The sequence below is a fragment of the Salinarimonas ramus genome (assembly GCF_014645695.1).
Taxonomy (GTDB): domain Bacteria; phylum Pseudomonadota; class Alphaproteobacteria; order Rhizobiales; family Beijerinckiaceae; genus Salinarimonas; species Salinarimonas ramus.
This window is the reverse complement of the sequence record NZ_BMMF01000004.1, coordinates 343,368-365,280: the sequence shown is the minus strand read 5'-3', so window position 1 is coordinate 365,280 and position 21,913 is coordinate 343,368. Positions and strand designations below refer to the sequence as shown.

Genomic DNA, 21,913 nt, shown 5'->3' with positions numbered 1-21,913 from the left:
GCCGACGCACCCCACCCCTCGCTCGCTTCGCGAGCATTCCCCTCCTCTACAGGGAGGGAGTTACGAGGCCCGAGCGATGACGAACGACACCCCGATCGCCCCGCGCGTGCCGCGCGCCACCTACCGCCTGCAGCTGCGCCGGGAATTCCCGTTCGAGGCGGCGGAGCGCGTGGTGCCGTACCTCGCGGCGCTCGGCATCAGCCATCTCTACCTCTCGCCGATCCTCGCCTCGCGCAAGGGCTCGGTGCACGGCTACGACGGCGTCGACTTCACCCATGTCGATCCCGAGATCGGCGGCGAGGAGGGGCTCGCCTCGCTCGTCGCCGCGGCGCGCCGGCACGGGATGGGGATCATCGCCGACATCGTGCCCAACCACATGGCGGTCGGCGGGGCCGACAACCGCTTCTGGCTCGACGTGCTCGAGAACGGCCCGTCGAGCCGCTACGCGCATTTCTTCGACATCGACTGGAAGACCCCCGATCCCGTGCTCGAGGGCAAGGTGGCGGCCCCCTTCCTCGGGGCGCCCTACGGCGAGGCGCTGGCCGGCGGCGAGATCACCCTCGTCTTCGACCCGCACATGCGCCGCCTCTGCGCCGCCTACTACCACCATCGCTTTCCGCTGAACCCCGGCGATTACGGCGAGATCCTGCGGGGCGGCGACGCCTCGCTCCACGCCCTCGCCGATCGGTTCGACGAGGCGCGCACGCCCGAGGCCTACAAGGAGGCGCGCATCGAGCTCGCGCGCGAGGCCGGCGAGACGCTGGCCGCCGCCCTGGAAGCCGCCTCGAAGCCCGACGTCCTCCATCCGCTCCTCGAGCGGCAGAACTGGCGCCTCGCCTGGTGGCGCACCGCCGGCGACGAGATCAACTGGCGCCGCTTCTTCGACATCACCGAGCTCGCGGGCCTGCGCGTCGAGGACGAGGAGGTGTTCGAGGCGGTGCACGCGGAGATCTTCCGGCTCTACGAGGCGGGCCTGATCGACGGGCTGCGCATCGACCACGTCGACGGCCTCGCCGATCCCGCGGGCTACGGCCGGCGCCTGCGCGAGCGCCTGGACGAGATCGCCGCGCGTCGCCCGCCCGAGGCGACGCCCGGGCCGGCCATCGTCTGGGTCGAGAAGATCCTCGCCCACGACGAGAGCCTCGCGGGCGACTGGGCTGTCGACGGCACGACCGGCTACGAGTTCATGGACGCTGTCTCGGGGCTCCTCCATTCGCCCGAGGGCGAGGAGATGTTCACCGACCTCTGGAGCGAGATCTCCGGGCGCTATCCGGATTTCGCCTCCGAGGAGCTCGACGCGCGAAACGAGATGCTGGTGCGCTCCTTCGCGGGCCAGCTCGACGCGGTGGCGCACGCCTTCCACGACCTCGCCCGGCTCGATCTCGAGACGCGCGACGTGACCTACCACGCCATCCGCCGCGCCCTCGTGGCGCTCGTCGCGGCCTTTCCGGCCTACCGGACCTACGCCACCGCCGGCGCGGCTCCGGGCGCGGACGCGCCGATCCTGGAGCGCGCGGTCGAGGCGGCCAAGGACATGGCGGCACCGGGCGAGGCGGGCATCGTCGATCTCCTTGCCGGCTGGATCTCGGGCATCGGCGTGCCCGACCAGGAGGTCCGCGCCCGCGCGGTCACCGCCCTCCAGCAGCTCTGTGCGCCGGTGGCGGCGAAGTCCGTGGAGGACACCGCCTTCTACCGCTACGGCCGGCTCGTCTCGCGCTGCGAGGTGGGCTCGGATCCCGGGCGCTTCGCCATCGCGCGCGAGGCCTTCCACGCGCAGGCGATGGAGCGCGCCGAGCGCTTCCCGCACGGGCTCCTCGCCACCGCGACCCACGACCACAAGCGCGGCGAGGACCTGCGCGCGCGCCTCGCGGCGCTCTCGGAGCTGCCGGCTGAATGGGCCGATCGCGTCGGCACCTGGCTAGATCTCAACAAGCGCCACACCCGCGACGCGATCGATCCCGCGGACGAGTACGTCTTCTACCAGATGCTGCTCGGCGCCTGGCCCTTCGGCCTCGCGCCGGACGATGCCGAGGGCGTGGCGCGCCTTGGCGCCCGGCTCGTGCGTTGGCAGGAGAAGGCGCTGCGCGAGGCCAAGCTCAACTCGTCCTGGACGGAGCCGGACGAGGCCTACGAGACCGCCTGCCGGACCTTCGTCGAGGCAGCGACGGACGTCTCGAAGTCTTCCGCCTTCCTCGCCTCGATCCACGCCTTCGCCGAGGCGCTCGCGCCCGCGGGCGCCGCAAACGGTCTCGTGCAGTCGGCGCTGCGCTCGACCGCGCCGGGCGTGCCCGACTGCTATCAGGGCCGCGAGTTCTGGGACTTCTCGCTGGTCGACCCCGACAATCGCGACCCCGTCGACTACGAGGCACGGGAGGCGGCGCTCGCGGACGCCGCGCCGATCGCGGATCTCGCGGCGTCCTATCGTGACGGGCGGGTGAAGCAGCGCGTGATCGCGCGCTGCCTCGAGGCGCGCCGCGCTCTGCCGGAGCTGTTCGCGCAGGGCGAGTACCTGCCGCTCGCCGTGCGCGGGCCGCGCGCCGCGCACGTCGTCGCCTTCGCGCGCCGGCATTCGTCCTCGGCGGCGATCGTGGTGACGGGCCGGCTGCTCGCCGCCCCGCTCGTGGGCGGCGACGCCCTCGTGCCGCGCGCCGAGTGGTGGGGGGAGACGCGCATCGTCCTGCCCAACGACCTCGTCGACGCGGAGATGAGCGACGCCCTGGAGGGCGGGCGCCGCGGCTTCGGAACGGAGGTGCCCGTCGCAGAGCTCCTGCCGACCGTTCCCGTCGGCCTGTGGACCATGGGCTGATCGCGGCCGTGGACGCGCGGGGCGCCCTGCGCTAGACGAGCGCCATGAACGTTCTCCTCATCGGATCGGGCGGGCGCGAGCACGCGCTCGCCTGGAAGCTGTCTCAGAGCCCGCTCTGCGAGACGCTCTATTGCGCGCCCGGCAATGCCGGAACGGCGGAGGTGGCGGAGACCGTCGTCCTCGACGTCGCCGACCATCGCGCGGTGATCGACTTCTGCCGGGTGACGGCGATCGGCCTCGTCGTCGTCGGCAACGAGGCGCCGCTCGTCGCGGGTCTCGTCGACGACCTCGCGGCGGCGGGGATCAAGGCCTTCGGCCCGACGCGGGAGGCGGCGCGCCTCGAAGGCTCGAAGGCCTTCACCAAGGCGATCTGCGACGAGACCGGCGCCCCCACGGCGGACTATGCCCGCTTCGACGCCGCCGAGCCGGCGCTCGCCTACGTCCGCTCCCGGGGTGCACCGATCGTCGTGAAATACGACGGCCTCGCCGCCGGCAAGGGCGTCGTCGTGGCGACGACGCTCGCGCAAGCCGAGGAGGCGGTGCGCGCCATGCTCGCCGAGCCCGGCGACGCGCTCGTGATCGAGGACTTCCTCGAAGGCGAGGAGGTGAGCCTGTTCGCCTTGTGCGACGGGACGACGGCGCTGCCGCTCGCCTCCGCGCAGGACCACAAGCGGGCCTTCGACGGCGATACGGGGCCCAATACCGGGGGCATGGGCGCCTATTCGCCGGCCCCGGTGCTGACGCCCGCGCTCCAGGCGCGGGCCATGGCGGAGATCGTCGAGCCGACCCTCGCCGCCATGCGCGCGCGCGGCACGGCCTTCGTCGGCGTGCTCTATGCCGGGCTGATGATCGGCGCGGACGGCCCGAAGCTCGTCGAGTACAACGTGCGCTTCGGCGATCCGGAGGCGCAGGTGCTGATGCCGCGCCTCGACGGCGACCTCCTCGCCGCCATGCTCGCCGCCTGCGAGGGGCGCCTCGACGAGGTGTCGCTCGGATGGCGCGACGAGGTGGCGCTCGTGGTGACGCTCGCCGCGAACGGCTATCCGGGCGCCGTGGAGAAGGGCAGCGAGATCCGCGGGCTCGATCGTGCATCCGCCCTGCCGGGCGTGCGCGTCTTCCACGCCGGCACGAAGCGGGACGGGGAGCGCCTCCTCGCCGCCGGAGGGCGCGTGCTCTCCGTCGTCGGCACCGGCGCCGACGTGGCGCAGGCGCGCGAGCGAGCCTATGCCGGCGTCGACGCCGTCGACTGGCCGGACGGATTCTGCCGGCGCGACATCGGATGGCGGGCCCTCGCGCGTTAGGGTAGGAGAGACCCACGACGCATCGCGGAGGCGCGCATGTCGGACCTGTTCCCAGGCTTCACCTCGCACTGGCTCGACATCGAGGTCGGGCGCGCCTTCGTGCGCAAAGGTGGGGAGGGGCCGCCGGTCCTCCTCCTTCACGGCTTCCCGCAGACGCACGTGATGTGGCACCGCGTGGCCGCCGAGCTCGCGCGCACGCACACCGTCGTCCTGATGGATCTTCGCGGCTACGGCTGGTCGAGCGCGCCCGCGGGCGACGGGGGGCACGAGACCTATTCCAAGGCGGCGATGGGCCGAGACGCCGTGCGGGTGATGTCCGATTTCGGCTTCGCCAGCTTCGCCCTCGTCGGCCACGATCGCGGCGCGCGGGTGGGCTATCGGCTCGCCCTCGACCATCCGGGGCGCCTCTCGCATCTGGGCATGCTCGACATCCTGCCGACCTTCCACGTCTGGCGCGAGATCGACGCCGGGCGCTTCCCCGCCGCGCATTGGGAATTCCTCGCCCGCCCCGCGCCGCAGCCGGAGGAGGCCATCGGGCGCGACCCCGCCGGCTTCTTCGACAAGCTGATGGCCGGCTGGACCCGCGACGGCACGCTCCACGCCTTCGACGCACGCGCGCTCGACGCCTATCGCAAGGGCTCGAACGAGCCCTTGCGCATCCACGCCATGTGCGAGGATTACCGCGCCGGCGCGTCCCTCGATCGCGACGCGGACGAGGCGGACCTCGCGGCGGGCCGCGAGATCGCCTGCCCGGTGGCGCTGGCCTGGGGCACGTTCTTCCTCACCGGGCGCGACGAGGGCGGGCCCACCCCGCTCGACGTCTGGCGCGCGAGCTTCGCGCCGCAGGCGACCGGCCGGCAGGTGGAGGCCGGGCACTTCGTCGCCGAGGAGGACCCCGCCGGCACCCTCGCCGTGATTCGCAGCCTCCTGGAGACGCCCGCGTGAGCATCCGGCCGACGCGCGCCCAGGCCGCCCGCCGTCGCGCCGCCTTCACGCCCCGCGAGCGCGAGGGCCGGCTCGTGGCACGCCGCGACGGGCCGTCGATCGGCCTCGCGCTCGGATCGGGCGGGGCGCGCGGGCTCGCGCACGTCGTGGTGCTCGAGGCCCTCGACGAGATGGGCATCCGCCCGTCCGCGATCGTCGGCTGCTCCATGGGCGCCGTCGTCGGCGCCGCCTATTGCGCCGGTATTCCCGCCCGCGCCCTGCGCCAGCACGTGCTCGACGCGATGGAGGACCGCGCGCGGGTGATGGCGCGCCTGATGGAGGCGCGGGTCGGGCGGCTCGTCGACGTCTTCAACGGGCTCGGCAACCCGCTTCTCCTCGACGGCGAGAAGATCCTCGACGCCTTCTGGCCCGGGGGCGTGCCGGCGCGGATCGAGGATCTCGACATCCCCTTCGAGGCGGTCGCCTGCGATTTCTTCGCGCGCTCGGAGGTGATCTACGCCCGCGGGCGCCTGGTGCCGGCGGTGGCGGGCTCGATGGCGATCCCCGGCCTGTTCAAGCCCGTCGCCTTCGAGGGCCGCACGCTCGTCGACGGCGGCGCGGTGAACCCGTTGCCCTTCGACCTCCTCCTCGGCAAGGCCGACGTCATCCTCGCCGTCGACGTCGCCGCCGGCCCAGCGCTCGATCCCTCGCGGCTCGTGAGCGGCATCGACGTGTCCTTCGGCGCCGTCGAGATCATGCAGGAGGCGATCGTGCAGGCGAAGCTCAAGCTCGCACGCCCGCAGATCATGCTGCGCCCGCCCGTCCAGGCCTTCCGCGTGCTGGAATTCTTCGAGGCGCAGGCGCTGTTCGCCGCGGTGGATCCGATCAAGGATGCGCTCAAGCGTGAGATCGAGCGCCAGCTCGCGCTGGTGGCCTCGGGCGCCGACGCATCGCCGGAGACGCTAGGCCCGCCGCCGACGGGCGGCGAGCCGCCCGCTCCTTCCCTGTAGGGGAAGGTGGATCGGCGGCGAAGCCGGCGAGACGGATGGGGCACGCCGTCAGGCGCGTTCCGCGCGCCCCATCCGTCTCGGCTGCGCCGAGCCACCTTCCCCTACAGGGAAGGAGAGGGGGCGCCACGCACGCTCGCCCCGCCGACGAATGCGCCGCAGCCGCCCGACCGCCCCTCCGTGTAGGCGAGGGCGGACGGGTCTCTTCTGCTCGGGCTACCCGGTCGCCCGCTCGAGGGTCTTCGTCACCCATTTGTTGAGGCTGAGCCCGGCGCGGCGGGCTGCCGTCGCCACGTGCCGGTGAAGCTCCGGCTCGAGCCGGACCACGAACTGGCCCGAGAACGGCTTTTCCGGCTCCTCGCCGCGCTCCCGGCAGAAGGCGATATAGTCTTCGATGGAGTCCTTGAACGCGCCCTTGAGCTCGTCCACCGAACGGCCCTGGAAGGTGACCACGTCGCGCAGGTTCATCACCTCGCCATGGAACAGCTCCGCGTCCTCGTCGAACTCGACGACAGCCTCGTAGCCCTTGTAGGTCATGGTGGTCATGGCTCGACTCCCGCCTCGTCGAGGAAGCGCCGGACGGACTTCACCGCGCCCTTGTCGGTCTCCTTCTGCGGGTGCGGTGGGTGGAACACCGCGCGCACGCCGTTCAAGGCGACACGGACGCGGGAGCCGCTCCCTTCGGAGACCTCCGCCCCCACGGCCTTGAACAGGGCCTCGATGTCGCGCCAGGCGATGTCGGCGCGGACAGGGTCGGCGAAGATCGCACGAATCGTGGCCCGATGCTTCCCGCTCAAGGTCATATGATATCAGGTTCCAGTATCATTATCCAGCGTGCTGACACCGGCGTCCTTGGTGGCGCTGCCGTCCCGGCGTCGTCGCTGCTATTCGGCTTCGCCGAACGCGGCTTTCGCCGCGCCCCATCCGTCTCGGCTTCGCCCGAGCCACCTTCCCCTACAGGGAAGGAGAAGGGCGCCCACGGCTACGTCCTCGTCCCCCGCCTCAGCCCTCGGGCTGGACCGATTGCAGATACGCGATGATGTCGCCGACGTCCTCGGGCGAGAAGGCGAATTGGGGCATCTGCTGCACGCCCTCGTGCGCGACGAGGATACCCTCCCCGAGCGCCTCCTCCAGCGCCTCGACGGGGTAGTTCTCGGACAGGGTACGGAAGGGCGGAGAGGCGGGGTTGGGGCTGTCGCCGGTTGCGCCGATGGCGTGGCAGGCGGCGCAGTTCTGCGCGAGGATGCGCTCGCCGCGCTCGATATCGCCTTCGCCGACGCCTCCCGGGCCGACGCCCTGCGCGCGGGCGAAGGTGATCACCATCGTCCCGCCGACGAGGACGACGAGCATCGCTCTGATCAGGGGTCCGGCGCGCATGACGGCTTCTCCTCGGCACCGACGCCCGCTCCGGGGCGTCGGCTCGCACGGTGGTCCGTCATGGTTAACGTATGTTTAACGCGGCGAAATTCAGGCGGCCGGCGCCTCGGCGCGCATGAGCGACACGAAACGGCCGAACAGGTAGTGGCTGTCGCGCGGGCCGGGCGAGGCCTCCGGGTGGTACTGCACCGAGAAAGCCGGCGCGTCGGTGAGGGCGATGCCGCAATTCGAGCCGTCGAAGAGCGAGACGTGCGTCTCCTCGACGCCCGCCGGCAGCGTGTCCGTATCCACGGCGAAGCCGTGGTTCATGGACACGATCTCGACCTTGCCGGTGGTCTTGTCCTTCACCGGGTGATTCGCCCCGTGATGGCCCTGCATCATCTTCTTGGTCTTCGCGCCGATGGCGAGCCCGAGCATCTGGTGCCCGAGGCAGATGCCGAAGGTGGGGATCTTCCGCTCGAGGATGGCGCGGATCGTCGGCACGGCGTACTCGCCCGTCGCCGCCGGATCGCCCGGCCCGTTGGAGAGGAAGACGCCGTCGGGCTCGAGCGCGAAGACGTCCTCCGCCGTCGCCGTGGCGGGAAGGACGGTGACCTTGCAGCCGGCATCGGCGAGGAGGCGCAGGATGTTGCGCTTCACGCCGTAATCGATGGCGACGACGTGGTGCAGCGCCTCGCCGCGCCGGCCGTAGCCGCGGCCGAGCTCCCAGGTGGTCTCGTCCCACTCGTAGCGCTGCGTCGCGGCGACCAGCGGCACGAGGTCGAGACCCGCCATGGAGGGCAGCTCGCGGGCGCGGGCCTTCAGGTCGTCGAGATCGAACGCGCCCGCGGGATCGTGCGCGATGATGGCGTTGGGCATGCCGTGATCGCGGATGAGCGCGGTGAGCGCGCGCGTGTCGATTCCCGTGATGCCGGCGATGCCGCGCGCCTTCAGCCAGGCGTCGAGGTCGCGGCTGGCGCGCCAGCTCGACGGGTCGGTGATCGGCGCCGCGATGACGACGCCGCGCACGCCCGAGGAGGCGGCGGCGTTGACCGTCTCGGTGTCCTCGTCGTTGACGCCGACATTGCCGATGTGCGGGAAGGTGAAGGTGATGATCTGGCCGGCATAGGAGGGATCGGTCAGGATCTCCTGGTAGCCGGTCATGGCGGTGTTGAAGCACACCTCGCCCGCGGCCTCGCCGACGGCGCCGATGCCGTAGCCCTGCAGCACCGTCCCGTCCGCGAGGACGAGCACGGCGGTCGGCGTCGGCTCCTCCCAGCCCTGGGCGGAGGTCGTGTTCGGCGTGGTGTCTTGCGGCATCGACGGGTTCTCTCGTAGATACGGGCCGAGATCGAGGCCGGCCGGCCCCGCGGCTGATGCACTTAGTTAAGTGCGCTAACTAGGTACCTAGTTAGGTGACATAGCCAGTGACCTAAGCGTGGTGCAGGGCGGCGTCAATCGTCATGGCCCGCTTCGCTGATCAGGAGACGAGACGATGACGCTGCGCGAGCGGTTCACCCAGGAGCTGAAGGACGCCATGAAGGCGGGCGACAAGCGCAAGCTCGGCACCGTGCGCATGATCCAGGCGGCGGTGAAGGACAAGGACATCGAGGTCCGCGGCGCCGGCCGCGAGCAGGCGAGCGACGAGGAGATCCTCGCGCTCCTGCAGAAGATGATCAAGCAGCGCCAGGAATCCGCGGAGGTCTACGCCCAGAACAACCGCGAGGAGCTCGCCGTCCAGGAGCGCGAGGAGGCGGCGATCGTCCAGGAATTCCTGCCCCGCCAGCTCGACGAGGCGGAGACCCGCGCCGCCATCGAGGCCGCCATCGCGCAGACCGGCGCGTCCTCCATGAAGGACATGGGCAAGGTCATCGGCAAGCTGCGCGGCGAGTACGCCGGGCGCATGGACTTCGCGCGGGCGAGCGCCCTCGTGAAGGAGATGCTCCCCAAGGGGTGAGCGAGGAGCCGCCGGGGGCGGCTCGCGCCTTCATCACGCCGTCATGCCCGCGTGATGTGAGAGCCGCGCGAGGGCGAGGAGGCGGCGGATGAGCGATGTTCGGGTAGGCGAGATTGCTGTCGGGATGAGCGCGGACGTCGAGCGCGGCGACGGGGGCGACCTCGCCGCAGAGCTCGACCGCATGGAGCGGCTCGGCGTCGACATCGTCGAGATCCCGTTGCTGGGTCTCGACGTCATGACGCGCGCGCGGCTCCTGGCCGGGCCCATGGGGCGGCTCGTCGAGGCCTGCTCCGGCCGGCCGTTCGCGCTGAGCGTCCACGCCGCGATCGGGCTCAACTTCTTCAACGCGCCCGAGCACCTGCCGCTGCATTTCGACGTCCTGCGCGCGAGCCTCGACGTCGCCGCGCGCATCGGCGCGCGCCACGTCGTCATGCATACGGGCTTCTGCCCGGGGGACGCGGCGGACATCGAGGACCGCTACGCCCGCCAACGCGAGTGGTTCGCCCGCGCGGCGGTGGAGGCGGCGGCGCGCGACTGCGTCATCTGCGTCGAGAACGTCTTCCCCTTCGGCACGGGCGTGCACACCGCCTCGCCGGCGCGGCTCGCCGCGGAGATCGCGGCGATCGACGATCCGCACCTGCGCGCGACCCACGACGTCAGCCACGGCTATCTCCATGCCGGCGCCTGCGGCGGGGACGCGTTCGCGGAGGCGCTCGCCCTCTCGGCGGTCGCGGCGCACGTGCACCTGCACGATTCCTTCGGCGTGCCGGGCGAGACCTTTTGGGCCTACACCGAGGCCGAGAAGATGCATTTCGGGCTGGGCGACCTGCACCTCCCGCTCGGCTGGGGCGACATCCCCTTCGATCGGCTGATGGGGGAGGCGCGCTACCCGCAGGGCTGCGTCTTCATGATCGAGCTGCCGAACCGCTTCGTCGGCGAGGCGGCGCAGACGCTCGCGCAGGCGCGGCGTCTCGCGCGGATCGCCCGCGAGCGCTGATCAGCGGGTCGCGCGGCGCAGCTCGCGATCGAGCGCCGCGCGGAAGGCCGAGCGGTCCTTGGGCGCGAAGGGCTTGGGCCCACCCGTGACGGCGCCCGCCTCGCGCAGGTCGCTCATCAGGTCGCGCACCGCGAGCGCCATGCCCACCGAGGCGGCATCGAAGACCTTGCCGTTGGGCGCGATCGCGACCGCGCCCGCCTTCACGCAGCGATCCGCCAGCGGGATGTCGGCGGTGACGACGACGTCGCCCGGTGCCGCACGCTCCGCGATCCAGTCGTCGGCCACGTCGAGGCCGCCGGGGACGAGGACGAATTCTATCCCGGGATCGCGCGGTACGCGCAGGAAGCTGTTCGAGACGACCTTCACGGGGACGCCGAAGCGGGCTGCGACCGCGTAGGCTTCGTCCTTCACGGGGCAGGCGTCGGCGTCGATGTAGAGGATCGTCATCGGCGCGGGCTCGTGGGCACGGCGCGGGTCATGCCCGGTCGCCCTCGCCCTCGCCCGGCTGGTTGGCGGCGCCCGCGGGCCAGGGCGCGACACGCGCGTCCGCCAGCGCCTCGGCGAGGCGGCGCGTGTTCTCCTGGGGCGAGCGGGGCGGACCCTCGAAGGTGACGGCCTGGATGTCGACGCCGCCGTTGAGGGAGCCGAGGATCAGGTTGAAGAACACCGTGACGTCGAGGTGGGAGAACTCGAGATCGAGCGACACCGCGGGCATGCCGCCCCAGCGCAGGTCGACATCGGCCTGGAGGCCGTAGCGCAGCGTGCCGGGCTTGAAGAACAGCTCCGTCGATGAGCAGACGAGATCGTCGATGTTTCCGTGCTGGCCGGCGTGGACGTAGCGCGCGAGAATGGCGAGATCGACGAGACGCAACTCGGCCGCGACGCCCTGGATGGCGTCTGCGAGAATCTTCTCGCGCTCCTGCAAGCGCGGCCGTTTGCCGGTGCGACTCATAGAGTTGACGCTTCCTTAACTCGCTCTTTCGGTTTGTCGATAGTAGAAGAAGTACAGCAGCTCCGCAACGACCCGGTAGAATTCCTGCGGGATCGGGCGGTCGACCTCCACAGCGTCGTACATGGACCTTGCCAGGGGCTTGTCCTCGATGACGGGAATCCCGTGGCTCTCGGCGATCTCGCGGATCTTGAGCGCGACGAGGTCCTGCCCCTTGGCGACGACGACGGGTGCACCGCCCTCCTCGCGGACGTAGCGCAGCGCGATGGCGAAATGGGTCGGGTTGGCGATGACGATGGTGGCGCGGGGCACGTCGGCGATCATGCGCCGCCGCGCGCGGTCGCGGGCCAGCGAGCGCATGCGGGCCTTGACCAGGGGATCGCCCTCCGCCTGCTTGTGCTCGTCCTTCATCTCGCGCCGGGACATGCGCAGGTCGCGGCGCCACTTGAAGCGCACGAAGGCGATGTCGGCGATGACGAGGACGATGATGGCCACGCAGATCGCCGCGAGGAGTCGGATCGTCAGGGAGAGGATGATCTCTGGGATCAGGGTCGGATCGGCGTACATGGCGCTCACCACGCGCCAGGCGTCGGCCCGCGCGAGGAGCGCGAGGACGGCGGCGACGACGAGGAACTTGAAGACGGCCTTGGCGAGCTCCATCCAGCCCTGCGCGCCGAACAGGCGCTTGAAGCCCTGCATCGGGGACAGCCGCGAGAGCTTGGGCTGGATGCGGTCCTTGGCGAAGCGCGGCGGGGTCTGCAGCACGTTGGCGGCGAGCCCGTAGACGAACAGGATGCCGACGATCGGCGCGAGGAAGGCGCCCATGCCGAGGGCGACGACGTGCATGAGCTTCGTGGCGTCGGTACCGTCATGGATCGCGAACCCTCCCGGATCGTCCATCAAGCGTCCCAGGAGCTGGACGAGCTCTCCGGCGCCGTTGCCGATGACGAAGTGGGCGAGCGTGAGCGCCGCGAGCACGGCCGCGAAGGTCGAGGCCTCCTTGGAGACCGGGACGTTGCCCTTGTCGAGCGCGTCCCTGATCTTCTTCTCGCTCGGCTCCTCCGTCTTGGAATCCTTGTCCTCTTCGTCCGCCATCGCAGCCTCCGACCGGCGCCGCGGACGGACCGCGCCTCGTCTCGGTCACGAGAAGTAGGCGCGATCCTCCTGGTCCGAGTTCAGCTCGATCTCGCCGCGCCCGGCCATCTCGAGGGCGAGGTCGGTGATGGCGCGGCGCGCCTCGATGACGTCGCGCTGCGGCACCGGCTCGCCCGAGACGAGCTCGTGCTCCACCATGCGCCGCGCCCGCGAGCCCAGCGAGGAAAGGATCGCGTCGCGGAAGGAGGCCTCCGTGCCCTTGAGCGCGGTAACGATCCGGTCTGTCGGGATCTGGTCGAGGATCGCCATGCGCGCGCGGGGCGTGAGCTTGATGACGTCCTCGAAGGTGAAGAGCAGGCCCTTGAGCACCTCCGCCGTCTTCGGCCGCGTGTCGGCGAGGGAGGACAGGACGTCCTCCATCTGCTCGCGCTCCATCTTGTTGATGATGTCGGCCATGCGCGCGTGGGTGTCGGTGCCCATGTTGCGCGCGAAGTTGAGCATGAAGTCCTCGTGCAGCGTCTTCTCGACGATGCGCATCGTGTCCTCGACCACGGGCTTGAAGGACAGCATCCGGCGCATGAGGGAATTGCGCAGGTCGTGCGGCAGGAGGCCCATCACCTTGGCCGCGCAGCTCGGCTTGACCTTGGAGAGGATCATCGCCGCCGTCTGCGGGTGTTCCTTGGTGAGGTAAGCCGCCAGGATCGATTCGGAGACGCCCGAGATCCGCTCCCAGATGGAGCGGTTGGCGTTGCCGAGCACGTCCGACATGATCTCGGAGACCTGGTCGGGCGGCAGCACGCCGGTGAGCAGGCGCTCGACCTCGTGGGCCGTGCCGTAGAGGCTCGTGCCGTTGGTGATGTCGTCGGCGAACTCCTCCACGAGCGCCTCGAGCTCGGGTGCCGAGATCGGCCCGAGATCGGCAGCGGCGCGGGAGATCGTCTTGAGCTCCTCGGGCTCGAAGCGGGCGAGGAGGCGCCCCGCCACGTCCTTGCCCAGCGCGAGCAGCAGAGCTGCGACCTTCTCGGGACCCTGCAGCACGCGCGGGCCGGGGAGCGTGTCGCCCATCGTCGCGGGGATCGCCATGATGCCGCCTCCGCTCAGGCGCCGGGCGCGTTGGCGCCGACGATCTCCGTCAGCGACACGCCGAAGCGGGAATTGTCGTCCTCGACGACGACGACCTCGCCGCGGGCGACGACGCGGCCGTTGACGACGACGTCGACGGGCTCGCCGACGCGGTGATCGAGGGGCACGACGGCGCCGCGGCCGAGCTTCATGAGGTTCGACACGGGCATGGTGGCCGAGCCGAGCACCACCTGGAGCGAGACGGGAATGCGCATGATGGCGTCGAGATTGCCGCGGGCGCGCGCCTCGCCGATGGTCTCGGCGGCGGCCTCGGCGGCGCCGCCGAGACCGGCATGACCGCCCGTGGGAGCGCCCGCCTGCTTGGCGAGGTCGATCGCGTCGTGCCCCGCGGTCTCGAAGGTGGCGTCGACGGGGGCGAATTCGGCGGGCTTCGCGGGCTTCTTGGTGGACATGATCGTGTCTCCGTGATGCGCGAGATCGGGGATGCGAGAGAGCGAGAGAGCGAGAGTGCGAGAGTGCGGGTGCGCGTCGGACGATGGTCTCAGGCGTCGTCGGGCAGGCGCTTCACGACGACGGTGGGCCAGGCATATGCTTTGGGTTTCTGGTCGGGGCGCGGCCGGAAGGGCGCCGGCGTCTCGGCGGGCGCGGCCGCGGCGAAGGCGGGCGCCGCCGCTGCGGCCTCGGCGATCGCCTCTGCCGCTCCCGTTGCGAGCCGTGCGGCGCGGGCGCGGCGCGGGCTCTCGACGGCGGGCGCCTGGCGGGCGGCCTCGAGCCGCTCCATCACGCTGCGCGCCTCCTCGATGCGCTCGCCGAGCGCCGCGAGGACGCTCGCGCCCTCGGTCTGGACGCTCTCGACGGCGCGCTCGACGCCCTCCATGGCGCGCCCGGTCTGGGCGAGGATCTCGGCGTATTCCGCGTTGTAGCCGCGGAAGCGCTTGAACTCGCGCCGCAGCCCGATGGCGTAGGCCGCCGTCGCGAGGAGCGCGACGATGAGCACGACGTCGAGGATCGAGAGCGCGTCAATCGGAAGCGAGGTCATCGATGAACTCCTGATCCTCGTCGATCACGTCCTCGACCTTGAGCATGTAGGCGCCCTGGGACTGGCCGAGCTGACAGCGGAAGAGGGCCTGGCCGTTGCACTCGAGGCGGACCTGGGTGCGCGGCGTCGCCTGCAGCTCGAGCACCTGCCCGATCTCGAAGGCCGCGACGTCGCCGAGGTCGACGGTGCGCTCCTCGAGCACGGCCTTGAGCGAGACGCTGGTGCGCGAGACCTCCGACTGCATCTGCTTCGACCAGCGCGGATCGGCGGTGGCGACGTCGCCGGAGACGACGTGGGCGAGGCTCTGGCGCATGGGCGAGAGAGCCGATTGCGGGATGATGACGAACATCTCCCCGCCGCGGCCCAGCGCCTGGATGAGGAGCTTCGCCACGACGGCCAGGTTGTTGCGCCGCCCGATGATGGCGAAGTCCATGCGCGTCTCGGTGCGCTCGAGCTTGAGCTGCGTGCGCGAGATCGGTGCGAAGGCCGCCTGCACGGCCTTGCCGGCTTCCTCGAAGAGCGCCTGGGCGACCTTCATCTCGATGTTGGAGAAGCCGCGCTCGTCGTCCACCGGCGGCTCGGAGCCGTCGGCGCCGAACAGGACCTCGATCATCGTGAAGACGAAGTCGCGGTCGAAGCCCACCAGGATGCGCGTGTCCCAGTCGCTCGCGTGGTACATGGCGGCGACGGCGTTGGACTCGTAGTCCTCCAGGATGTCGCCGATGCGCCCGCTCTCGATGTTCGACACCGAGAAGTAGGAGGGCGAGGCCGACATGTGGCGCAGCCCGTCGGCGCAATAGGTGGCCACGCGATCGAAGATCACGTGCAGCATGGGCAGCCGGTCGATGGTGATGCCGGCGGCGTCCAGCAGTCGGTCGGAGACGCCGCCCGCGGCGGCTGCGGTCTGGAAGCTCTCGACGTTCATCTCAGGCGGCTCCCTGCATGGCGGCGCGGTCGTTGGCCGGGGCGCCGCGGGCGGATTGCGAGATCGTCTCGCTCTCCACCTCGTCGATGGTCGGCCGGTCGGAGGCGGCGATGGCCTTGCGGCCGTGCTCGACCGCGATTTGCGGCAGCGCCCCGTTCATGAAGGCGAGCAGCGTCTGCTTGGTGATGAGGTAGAGCCGCATCTGATGCTCGCGGGTGTGCTTGATCTTCAGCGCCAGCGGCCCGACGAGGGCGTAGCTCATGAAGATGCCGGCGAAGGTGCCCACCAGCGCCGCGCCGATGAGCGAGCCCAGCAGCTGGGGCGACTGGTCGAGGGCGCCCATCGCCTTGATGACGCCGAGCACGGCGGCGACGATGCCGAGCGCGGGCAGCGCCTCGGCGACCGTCATCAGCGCGAAGTAGGGCTTGAGCTTCTCGCGCCGATGGGTCTGGATCTCCTCGTCCATGAGCGCCTCGATCTCGTGGGGGCGCGCATTGCCGATGATCATCAGCCGCACGTAGTCGCACACGAAGCTCGTGAGCTCGGGCCGGGCGAGAACCCGCGAGAAGCGCTTGAAGATCTCGCTCTCGTTCGGGTCGTCGATGTGCGGCTCGACCTCGTTGCGGCCCTTGGCGCGGATCTCGCGGGTGAGCACGTAGAGCAGGCCGAGCAGATCGAGGTAGTCCCGCGATTTCGGGATCTGCCCGCGCATGGCCTCGACCGTGGCCGCGCCGGTGTCGCGCACGGTCTTGAGCGAGTTGGCGATGATGAAGGTCCCCGCCGCGGTGCCGCCGATGATGACGAACTCCCACGGCTGCCAGATGACCGGAATGTGCCCGCCCATGGCGGCGAAGCCGCCGAGCAGCGAGGCCATCGTGATCACGATGCCGATGAAGACAGCCAAGGCCCGAGCCTCCCCTTTGGTTCGCAGCGTGGGGAGAGGTGTAGGCGGGGAAGCTTGCGCGAGGGTGGTGGGGGAGGGAGGGGTGGGGAGGGCGAGGAGATCGGCGTCAGCGATCCCAATTCATGTAGGCGAGGCGCGGGTCGGCTGCGAACGTGTCGCGCGAAAAGCCGATTCGCTCGGGCGGGAAGGCACAGAGGGCCTGCGCTCCGGATGCGGAGAGATGGAGGCGCCACGCGCGCGTCTCCACGGGACGAGCCTCCGAGAACGCGGAGCAATCGAGAACCGCGACGTTTGCGCGGCGCTCGGGATCACGAATGGACTCGTAGCGGATCAGACGTCCGCCCGCGTCGCGCGCCACGTCCGCCAACGCTTGGGTGGCTGCGTAGTCCAGCGGATCCGTCCAACGGGCGCGATCCCGGGCGAGCGGCGGCTCGGTGAGATCGAGGGCAGCCTCCGTCCGAAGCGCCGTTGAGAAGAGCGTCAGATCCGTCGGGTTCGTGGGCCACGGCGTCCCACGTGAGGCCGCGAAGAACAGGATACGGTAGAATGCCGCTTCCGCGAGTGCCGTCGCCGGCACCTCGGCAGCATAGAAGACGCCGGGTGTCCGGCCGGCACGTCGGAAGCGCGAGCCGTGCGGGTAGAGGGAATCGTAGCGAAACGGCGTCGCGAGCAAGTAGTGCAGGCCGCGACAGGCGGCGGGAACCGGCGGCTTTGCGCTCTCTACGAGATCCTCCAGGACGGCTTGCTCGTCGAGCGTGTCGACGAGCTTCATCGTGGAGACGAGCGACTGCGATTCCACCGCCCGCCAGACGCGGCCGTCGTAGGGCCTCCGCTCAGACGCGAGCGCGTCTGGCGTCCAGGTAGGCGACGACATCCACGAGTCCCGTAATGGTGGTGATCTGCTCGGCCGGAACGCCATCGAGATCGCTGTTGGCCGCGTGGAGCCAGGATCGCGCGACGGCGTCGTCGCCCCCCACGATCGCATCGAGCGACCGATAGAGCCGCACGAGCATGATCGCGAGCTCGAACGGTTTCTGCCCCGGCTCGAGCCGATACGCCCCGCTCTTCATGCGCGAGACAGTCGGCTCGCTGACGCCGATTATGCGAGAGAGCGCCCGTGCCGAGAGACCGAGGCGCGAGGCCGCGTTCAGCGCCGCCTTAGTCAGGACCAGCCCGGGATCGGGACGTTGAGCGGTTTCCAAGGATGCAGCCATGGCGATCCCCTTTCTGCTGAAAACATAGTGCAGAAAGCTCTCAATGGAAAGTCACCACACCAGGATCTCCATCGCCGCGTCGGGCTGGTGCGCCTGCTCGGCGAACCAGGGGGCGGCGATGGCGGGGTCGAGGCCGTTGCCCGCCAGGCGCAGGTCCTCCGCGTGGATGCCCTTGGCGATGAACAGCGCGCTCGCGCCGATGCCGCGGGCGCCGGCGACGTCGGTGCGGATGGCGTCGCCGATGGCGATCACGCGGGAGACGGGCACGTCCTCGGCCCCGCGGATGCGCGCGGCGCGGGCGAGGGCCTCGCGGTAGACCGGCTCGTGCGGCTTGCCCATGTAGGTCGCCGCCCCGCCCATCTCCTCGTAGAGCGTGGCGAGGGCTCCGGCGCAATAGACCAGCGTGTCGCCGACCTCGACCACGATGTCGGGATTGGCGCAGATCATGGGGAGGTCGCGGGCGCGCAGCCGCTCGAACAGCCCGCGATAATCCTCCGGCGTCTCGGAGCGATCGTCGAGCAGCCCGGAGCAGACGACGTAGGCGGCGCTCTCGCCGTCGGCGAAGCGCACGGGCAGCCCCTCGAAGATCGGCAGGTCGCGCTCGGGCCCGAGATGGAACACGGGCTCGTCGAGGCGCGCCTCGACCTGCATGCGCGTCATGTCGCCGGAGGTGACGACGTCGTCGTAGGCGGTGCGCGGCACGCCCAGCCGGTCGAGCTGCTCCATCACCTTCGTCCCCGGCCGCGGCGCATTGGAGACGAGGATCACGGTCCCGCCGGCGCGGCGAAACCGCGTCAGCGCGTCGGACGCGCCCGGATAGGCGGTCAGCCCGTTGTGGAGGACGCCCCAGACGTCGCACAGAACGACGTCGTAGCCCTCGGCGATCGCGGAGAAGCCGGAAGGGAAGGCGGTCTGCACGGCTGCCGCGCGGGCGGCGGAGGCGTTCGTCTCGGACATCGGGGAGCTCGCGATCGGTGGGTCGCCCGGCGGGTAGGCGCCGGGCGACGTCCTGTCAACCGCGCCCACGGTCGCGCCGGTGCCGGGCCCGGCTCACGTGCAGCTCATCCCGAGCCCGGCGAGGCCTTCGTCGAGCAGGTCGCCGAGGTTGGGAATGCCCATCAGGTAGTCCGATGGCTTGAGGCTCCCGGCGGCGAGCCGCTCGTGGGCGAGGCGGAAGGCGTCCGGCCACTCGGCGGGCTCCATGTCCCCGCGCCCGACAAAGACGAGCGCGATCAGCGAGGCCTGCTCGTCGACGTCGAGGCCCTCGATGACGAGGCGCATCTCCTCCTCGCCGCGATCGGTCCCGCCCTCGGCGAGCGAGCCGAAATTGCGGTCGTCCGTCTCGTTGGAGCCCGAATCGGGGTCGGTCGGACCTTCCTTCACGTCGTAGGCGCGGGCGTGGACGATCAGGTCGCAGACCTTCTCGAGGGCGATCTCCATGGGCGGCTCTCCGGGTTGGGATTCGTGTTTGCGTGGAATGTCTCGCCACGGCAACGATCGAGGGGAGCCGGCGGTTCGCGAGCCCCGCGCGGCGTGCATGGGAGCCGCGCATGCAACGCCGCTTGCGCGCGGGCGCGAACGGACCGAATGAGGAGGCTTCGCCGCCCGTCGAGGCACGCATCCCCATGTCCATGCTCCCGTCGTTCGAGATCGTCGGTGCGCTCGCCGCGACGTTGACCACGATCTGCTGGCTGCCGCAGGCGTTTCGCACGATCCGCACCCGCGAGACCCGCGCCATCTCCGCGCTGACGCAGGCGATCTTCGCGCTGGGGCTGGCTCTGTGGCTCGTCTACGGGCTCGCCATCGGATCCTGGCCGATCATCGTGGCGAACGCGCTGACCTTCGTGCTGGTCTCGACCATTCTCGCGCTCAAGCTCCGCTACGGCTGAGGCGCGAGCGCGGTCCGTCCGCGCTGTCAGGCTCGGGCAAGCTTCGCCCGCCAGGGTTCCCGTCGAGGGCGGCCTCTCGTGCCGCGCCGAACGTGGATACCAGGGCAGGACATGACCGCTTACCAGCATGCCGACCGCCTGTGGGGCAACCTCCTCGAGCTCGGCACGAGGCGCCTCCTGGCGCTCGCCGCGATCGGGATCGCCGTGATCGTCTCCGTCGTCGCCGGCGCCTATTATCTCGGCCGCCCGGAGATGACGGTGCTCTATGCCGGGCTCGAGCGCGAGGACGTCTCGCGCATCGGCTCGGCGCTCAACGACGCCGGCATCGACTTCGACGTCTCCGCCGCCGGCGACACGGTGATGGTGCGCCACGCCCAGACGGCGCGGGCGCGCATGCTGCTCGCCGAGAAGGGCCTGCCGTTCTCGGCCAATTCCGGCTACGAGCTGTTCGACAATCTCGGCTCTCTCGGCATCACCTCCTTCATGCAGGAGGTGACGCGCGTTCGCGCCCTGGAAGGGGAGATCGCGCGCACGATCCAGCAGATGCGCGGCATCGTGGCGGCGCGCGTGCACATCGTGCTCGCCGATCCGGGCTCCTTCCGGCGCGAGGCGCAGGCACCCTCGGCGTCGGTCGTGGTGCGCGCGGAGACCGCGGACGTCGCCGGCCAGGCGCAGGCGATCCGCCATCTCGTCGCCGCCGCCGTGCCGGGCATGAATGTCGCCGGCGTCACCGTGCTCTCCTCGGACGGGACGCTGCTCGCATCGGGTGACGATGCGGCAGGCGCGTCCTCCGGGCGCATCACGGCGCTCAACCGGGAGCTCAACCGCGAGCTCGAGGACAGCGTGCGGCGCACGCTCGCGCCCTATCTCGGCCTCGACAACTTCCAGGTCAGCGTCGCCGCGCGCATCAACACCGACCGCCGCGTCGTCTCCGAGACGATCTTCGACCCCGACAGCCGCGTGGAGCGCTCGATCCGAATCGTGCGCGAGAACGAGGCGGCGACGAACCTGTCGCGCGAGACGCCGGTCACCGTCGAGCAGAACCTGCCCGAGGAGGAGGTCGCGGCCGACGGCGGCGAGCAGTCCAGCGAGGAGATGCAGCGCCGCGAGGAGCTGACCAATTTCGAGATCTCCTCGCGCCAGGTGCAGGTCTCCTCGGACGGGTTCGCCATCGAGCAGCTCTCGCTCGCCATCCTCGTCAACCGCGCCCGCCTCGTGGACGCGATCGGGCCCGACGCGACGCCCGAGCAGATCGAGGCGGAGATCGCCGAGATCGAGGCGCTCGCCGCCTCCGCCGCCGGCGTCGATCCGGCGCGTGGCGACAGCGTGAAGGTCTCGGCCGTCGCCTTCCTCGACGGGGGCGTCGACATGGAGCCGGTGCCCGAGATCGGCATCCGCGACGTGCTCATGGCGCAGGCCGGCAACATCGTGAACGCGCTCGCCATCCTGCTCGTGGCCATGACGCTGATCTGGTTCGGCCTCAAGCCCGCCATGGCCGCGATCCTCGACCGCCCGAAGGCGTCCGCCGAGATCGAGGAGAGCATGGCGGCGCTCGCCGACGCCTCCGAGGCGCAGGGCCGCGAGGCGCAGCCCGCCCTCGCCGACGCCTCCGGCACGGCCCTGCCGCACGCGGCCCAGATCGAGGCCGCCACCGCCGCCATCGCCGCGCTGCCGACGTCGGTGAGCGCCGCCACCATCAAGCGGCTCGAGCAGATCGTGACCCGCAACGAGGACCAGGCGGCGCACATCCTCAAGCAGTGGATGCACGGGGAGAACGCCTGACATGCCGGCCTCCCTCCTCGATGTCCTGGCCGAGATCACGGCGCCCGGCCCGGCGGCCCTTCCCGCGCCCGAGCGCATCGGCGGTCCCTCGGCGAAGCACCAGCCCTCGACGCCGGAGCCGATGGCGTCCGCCTTCCCGCATCGCGGCCCGAGCGCGGAGGAGGTCGAGGCGCGCATCGCCCGAGCCGCGGCGGACGCCGCGACCCAGGCGCGCGCCGAGGCGGAGGCGCGTCACGCCGAAGCGCTCGAATGGATGCGCGCCGAGGCGGTCTCCGCCCACGAGAGGGCGCTCGCCGAGGCGCGCGCCGCCTGGGTCGCCGAGGAAGGCGAGCGGCTCGCCGAGCTGATCCGCGAGGGCCTCGCCGCCATCGAGGAGCGCGCCTGCGAGGCCGCGGCCCGCGCGCTCGCCCCCCTCGTCGACGCGCTCGCCCGCGACAAGGCGCTCACCGACCTCGCCGAGAGCGTCGCGACGCTGATGCGGGCCGAGCCCGCCCTCGTGCTCCGCGCCCGCGGCCCCGCCGATCTCGGCGCGGCGCTGATGGCGCGGCTCGGCGACGCCGCCGCCGCGATCCGCTTCACCCCCGACGACAGCCCCGACCTCGTGGTCGAGGGCGAGGACGTCGTCATCGAGACCCGTCTTACGGACTGGACCCGGCGCGTCGCCGCCGAGGCCGCCTGAAGGAGC

The 21,913-nt window shown here is 71.0% G+C and carries 25 protein-coding genes; 9 read left to right on the top strand and 16 right to left on the bottom strand.

The window, feature by feature from the left end; translation table 11 throughout:
* Positions 1-76: 76 nt before the first annotated feature.
* The 4 genes from treY to IEX89_RS08585 are packed head-to-tail and all read left to right on the top strand — an operon-like array spanning position 77 to position 6,041.
* The gene (treY, locus tag IEX89_RS08600) at positions 77-2,806 is read left to right on the top strand and encodes a malto-oligosyltrehalose synthase (RefSeq protein ID WP_188911709.1); all 2,730 of its coding nucleotides are present in this window, start codon (positions 77-79) and stop codon (positions 2,804-2,806) included.
* Positions 2,807-2,850: 44 nt separating this feature from the next.
* Positions 2,851-4,107, top strand: a complete 1,257-nt coding sequence (gene purD, locus IEX89_RS08595) for a phosphoribosylamine--glycine ligase (protein WP_188911707.1) — start codon at positions 2,851-2,853, stop codon at positions 4,105-4,107.
* 36 nt (positions 4,108-4,143) lie between these two features.
* Positions 4,144-5,052, top strand: a complete 909-nt coding sequence (locus IEX89_RS08590) for an alpha/beta fold hydrolase (RefSeq protein WP_188911705.1) — start codon at positions 4,144-4,146, stop codon at positions 5,050-5,052.
* A complete protein-coding gene (locus tag IEX89_RS08585) occupies positions 5,049-6,041 on the top strand; it encodes a patatin-like phospholipase family protein (protein ID WP_244645202.1) in 993 nt (330 codons plus the stop codon). Before IEX89_RS08590 ends, IEX89_RS08585 begins: the two co-directional genes overlap by 4 nt.
* A 213-nt stretch (positions 6,042-6,254) precedes the next feature.
* Here the strand turns inward: IEX89_RS08585 and IEX89_RS08580 are convergent, their stop codons facing one another.
* From IEX89_RS08580 to carA, 4 genes are all read right to left on the bottom strand, one after another.
* Complete coding sequence (locus IEX89_RS08580) at positions 6,255-6,584, bottom strand: type II toxin-antitoxin system HicB family antitoxin (protein WP_188911703.1); 330 nt, start codon at positions 6,582-6,584, stop codon at positions 6,255-6,257.
* A complete protein-coding gene (locus tag IEX89_RS08575; protein ID WP_188911701.1) occupies positions 6,581-6,841 on the bottom strand; it encodes a type II toxin-antitoxin system HicA family toxin in 261 nt (86 codons plus the stop codon). Before IEX89_RS08575 ends, IEX89_RS08580 begins: the two co-directional genes overlap by 4 nt.
* Before the next feature lie 199 nt (positions 6,842-7,040).
* A complete protein-coding gene (locus IEX89_RS08570) occupies positions 7,041-7,415 on the bottom strand; it encodes a c-type cytochrome (RefSeq protein ID WP_244645200.1) in 375 nt (124 codons plus the stop codon).
* 90 nt (positions 7,416-7,505) lie between these two features.
* Entirely contained in the window at positions 7,506-8,714 is a 1,209-nt protein-coding gene (gene carA, locus IEX89_RS08565; protein ID WP_188911699.1) for a glutamine-hydrolyzing carbamoyl-phosphate synthase small subunit, read from the bottom strand.
* A 175-nt stretch (positions 8,715-8,889) separates the two neighbouring features.
* On the opposite strand from carA, the gene IEX89_RS08560 reads away from it, so the two are divergent.
* Together IEX89_RS08560 and IEX89_RS08555 are read left to right on the top strand one after the other, a co-directional pair.
* Positions 8,890-9,351 carry a GatB/YqeY domain-containing protein gene (locus IEX89_RS08560; protein WP_188911689.1) on the top strand — a complete coding sequence of 154 codons (462 nt, stop codon included), beginning with the start codon at positions 8,890-8,892 and terminating at the stop codon, positions 9,349-9,351.
* A gap of 124 nt (positions 9,352-9,475) precedes the next feature.
* Complete coding sequence (locus tag IEX89_RS08555; protein ID WP_188911687.1) at positions 9,476-10,348, top strand: sugar phosphate isomerase/epimerase family protein; 873 nt, start codon at positions 9,476-9,478, stop codon at positions 10,346-10,348.
* On the opposite strand, the gene IEX89_RS08550 is transcribed toward IEX89_RS08555, so the two are convergent.
* From IEX89_RS08550 to IEX89_RS08495, 12 genes are all read right to left on the bottom strand, one after another.
* Entirely contained in the window at positions 10,349-10,795 is a 447-nt protein-coding gene (locus tag IEX89_RS08550) for a YaiI/YqxD family protein (protein WP_188911685.1), read from the bottom strand. It lies immediately after the preceding gene.
* A gap of 28 nt (positions 10,796-10,823) precedes the next feature.
* A complete protein-coding gene (locus IEX89_RS08545) occupies positions 10,824-11,300 on the bottom strand; it encodes a BspJ family T4SS effector nucleomodulin (RefSeq protein ID WP_188911683.1) in 477 nt (158 codons plus the stop codon).
* Positions 11,301-11,315: 15 nt separating this feature from the next.
* A complete protein-coding gene (gene flhB, locus IEX89_RS08540) occupies positions 11,316-12,392 on the bottom strand; it encodes a flagellar biosynthesis protein FlhB (RefSeq protein ID WP_188911681.1) in 1,077 nt (358 codons plus the stop codon).
* A 45-nt stretch (positions 12,393-12,437) separates the two neighbouring features.
* Positions 12,438-13,475 (bottom strand): flagellar motor switch protein FliG, encoded by a 1,038-nt coding sequence (locus tag IEX89_RS08535; RefSeq protein ID WP_188911679.1) that lies wholly within the window; start codon positions 13,473-13,475, stop codon positions 12,438-12,440.
* Positions 13,476-13,489: 14 nt separating this feature from the next.
* Positions 13,490-13,927, bottom strand: a complete 438-nt coding sequence (gene fliN, locus IEX89_RS24410; RefSeq protein ID WP_188911677.1) for a flagellar motor switch protein FliN — start codon at positions 13,925-13,927, stop codon at positions 13,490-13,492.
* 89 nt (positions 13,928-14,016) lie between these two features.
* Positions 14,017-14,514 carry a hypothetical protein gene (locus IEX89_RS08525; RefSeq protein WP_188911675.1) on the bottom strand — a complete coding sequence of 166 codons (498 nt, stop codon included), beginning with the start codon at positions 14,512-14,514 and terminating at the stop codon, positions 14,017-14,019.
* A complete protein-coding gene (locus IEX89_RS08520; protein WP_188911673.1) occupies positions 14,495-15,439 on the bottom strand; it encodes a flagellar motor switch protein FliM in 945 nt (314 codons plus the stop codon). The genes IEX89_RS08525 and IEX89_RS08520 overlap by 20 nt, the downstream gene beginning before the upstream one ends.
* A 1-nt stretch (position 15,440) precedes the next feature.
* Positions 15,441-16,343 (bottom strand): flagellar motor stator protein MotA, encoded by a 903-nt coding sequence (gene motA, locus IEX89_RS08515; RefSeq protein ID WP_188911671.1) that lies wholly within the window; start codon positions 16,341-16,343, stop codon positions 15,441-15,443.
* A 106-nt stretch (positions 16,344-16,449) separates the two neighbouring features.
* Positions 16,450-17,217 carry an RES family NAD+ phosphorylase gene (locus IEX89_RS08510; protein WP_188911669.1) on the bottom strand — a complete coding sequence of 256 codons (768 nt, stop codon included), beginning with the start codon at positions 17,215-17,217 and terminating at the stop codon, positions 16,450-16,452.
* A complete protein-coding gene (locus tag IEX89_RS08505; protein WP_188911667.1) occupies positions 17,177-17,557 on the bottom strand; it encodes an antitoxin Xre/MbcA/ParS toxin-binding domain-containing protein in 381 nt (126 codons plus the stop codon). Before IEX89_RS08505 ends, IEX89_RS08510 begins: the two co-directional genes overlap by 41 nt.
* Positions 17,558-17,608: 51 nt before the next feature.
* Complete coding sequence (locus IEX89_RS08500; protein WP_188911665.1) at positions 17,609-18,514, bottom strand: TIGR01459 family HAD-type hydrolase; 906 nt, start codon at positions 18,512-18,514, stop codon at positions 17,609-17,611.
* Between the two features lie 93 nt (positions 18,515-18,607).
* A complete protein-coding gene (locus IEX89_RS08495; protein WP_188911663.1) occupies positions 18,608-18,997 on the bottom strand; it encodes a DUF3775 domain-containing protein in 390 nt (129 codons plus the stop codon).
* 185 nt (positions 18,998-19,182) lie between these two features.
* On the opposite strand from IEX89_RS08495, the gene IEX89_RS08490 reads away from it, so the two are divergent.
* From IEX89_RS08490 to IEX89_RS08480, 3 genes are all read left to right on the top strand, one after another.
* Positions 19,183-19,446 carry a SemiSWEET transporter gene (locus IEX89_RS08490; RefSeq protein WP_210317602.1) on the top strand — a complete coding sequence of 88 codons (264 nt, stop codon included), beginning with the start codon at positions 19,183-19,185 and terminating at the stop codon, positions 19,444-19,446.
* Positions 19,447-19,557: 111 nt separating this feature from the next.
* Positions 19,558-21,228 (top strand): flagellar basal-body MS-ring/collar protein FliF, encoded by a 1,671-nt coding sequence (gene fliF / locus IEX89_RS08485; RefSeq protein ID WP_188911661.1) that lies wholly within the window; start codon positions 19,558-19,560, stop codon positions 21,226-21,228.
* Between the two features lies 1 nt (position 21,229).
* Entirely contained in the window at positions 21,230-21,907 is a 678-nt protein-coding gene (locus IEX89_RS08480) for a hypothetical protein (protein ID WP_188911659.1), read from the top strand.
* Positions 21,908-21,913 lie beyond the last annotated feature (6 nt).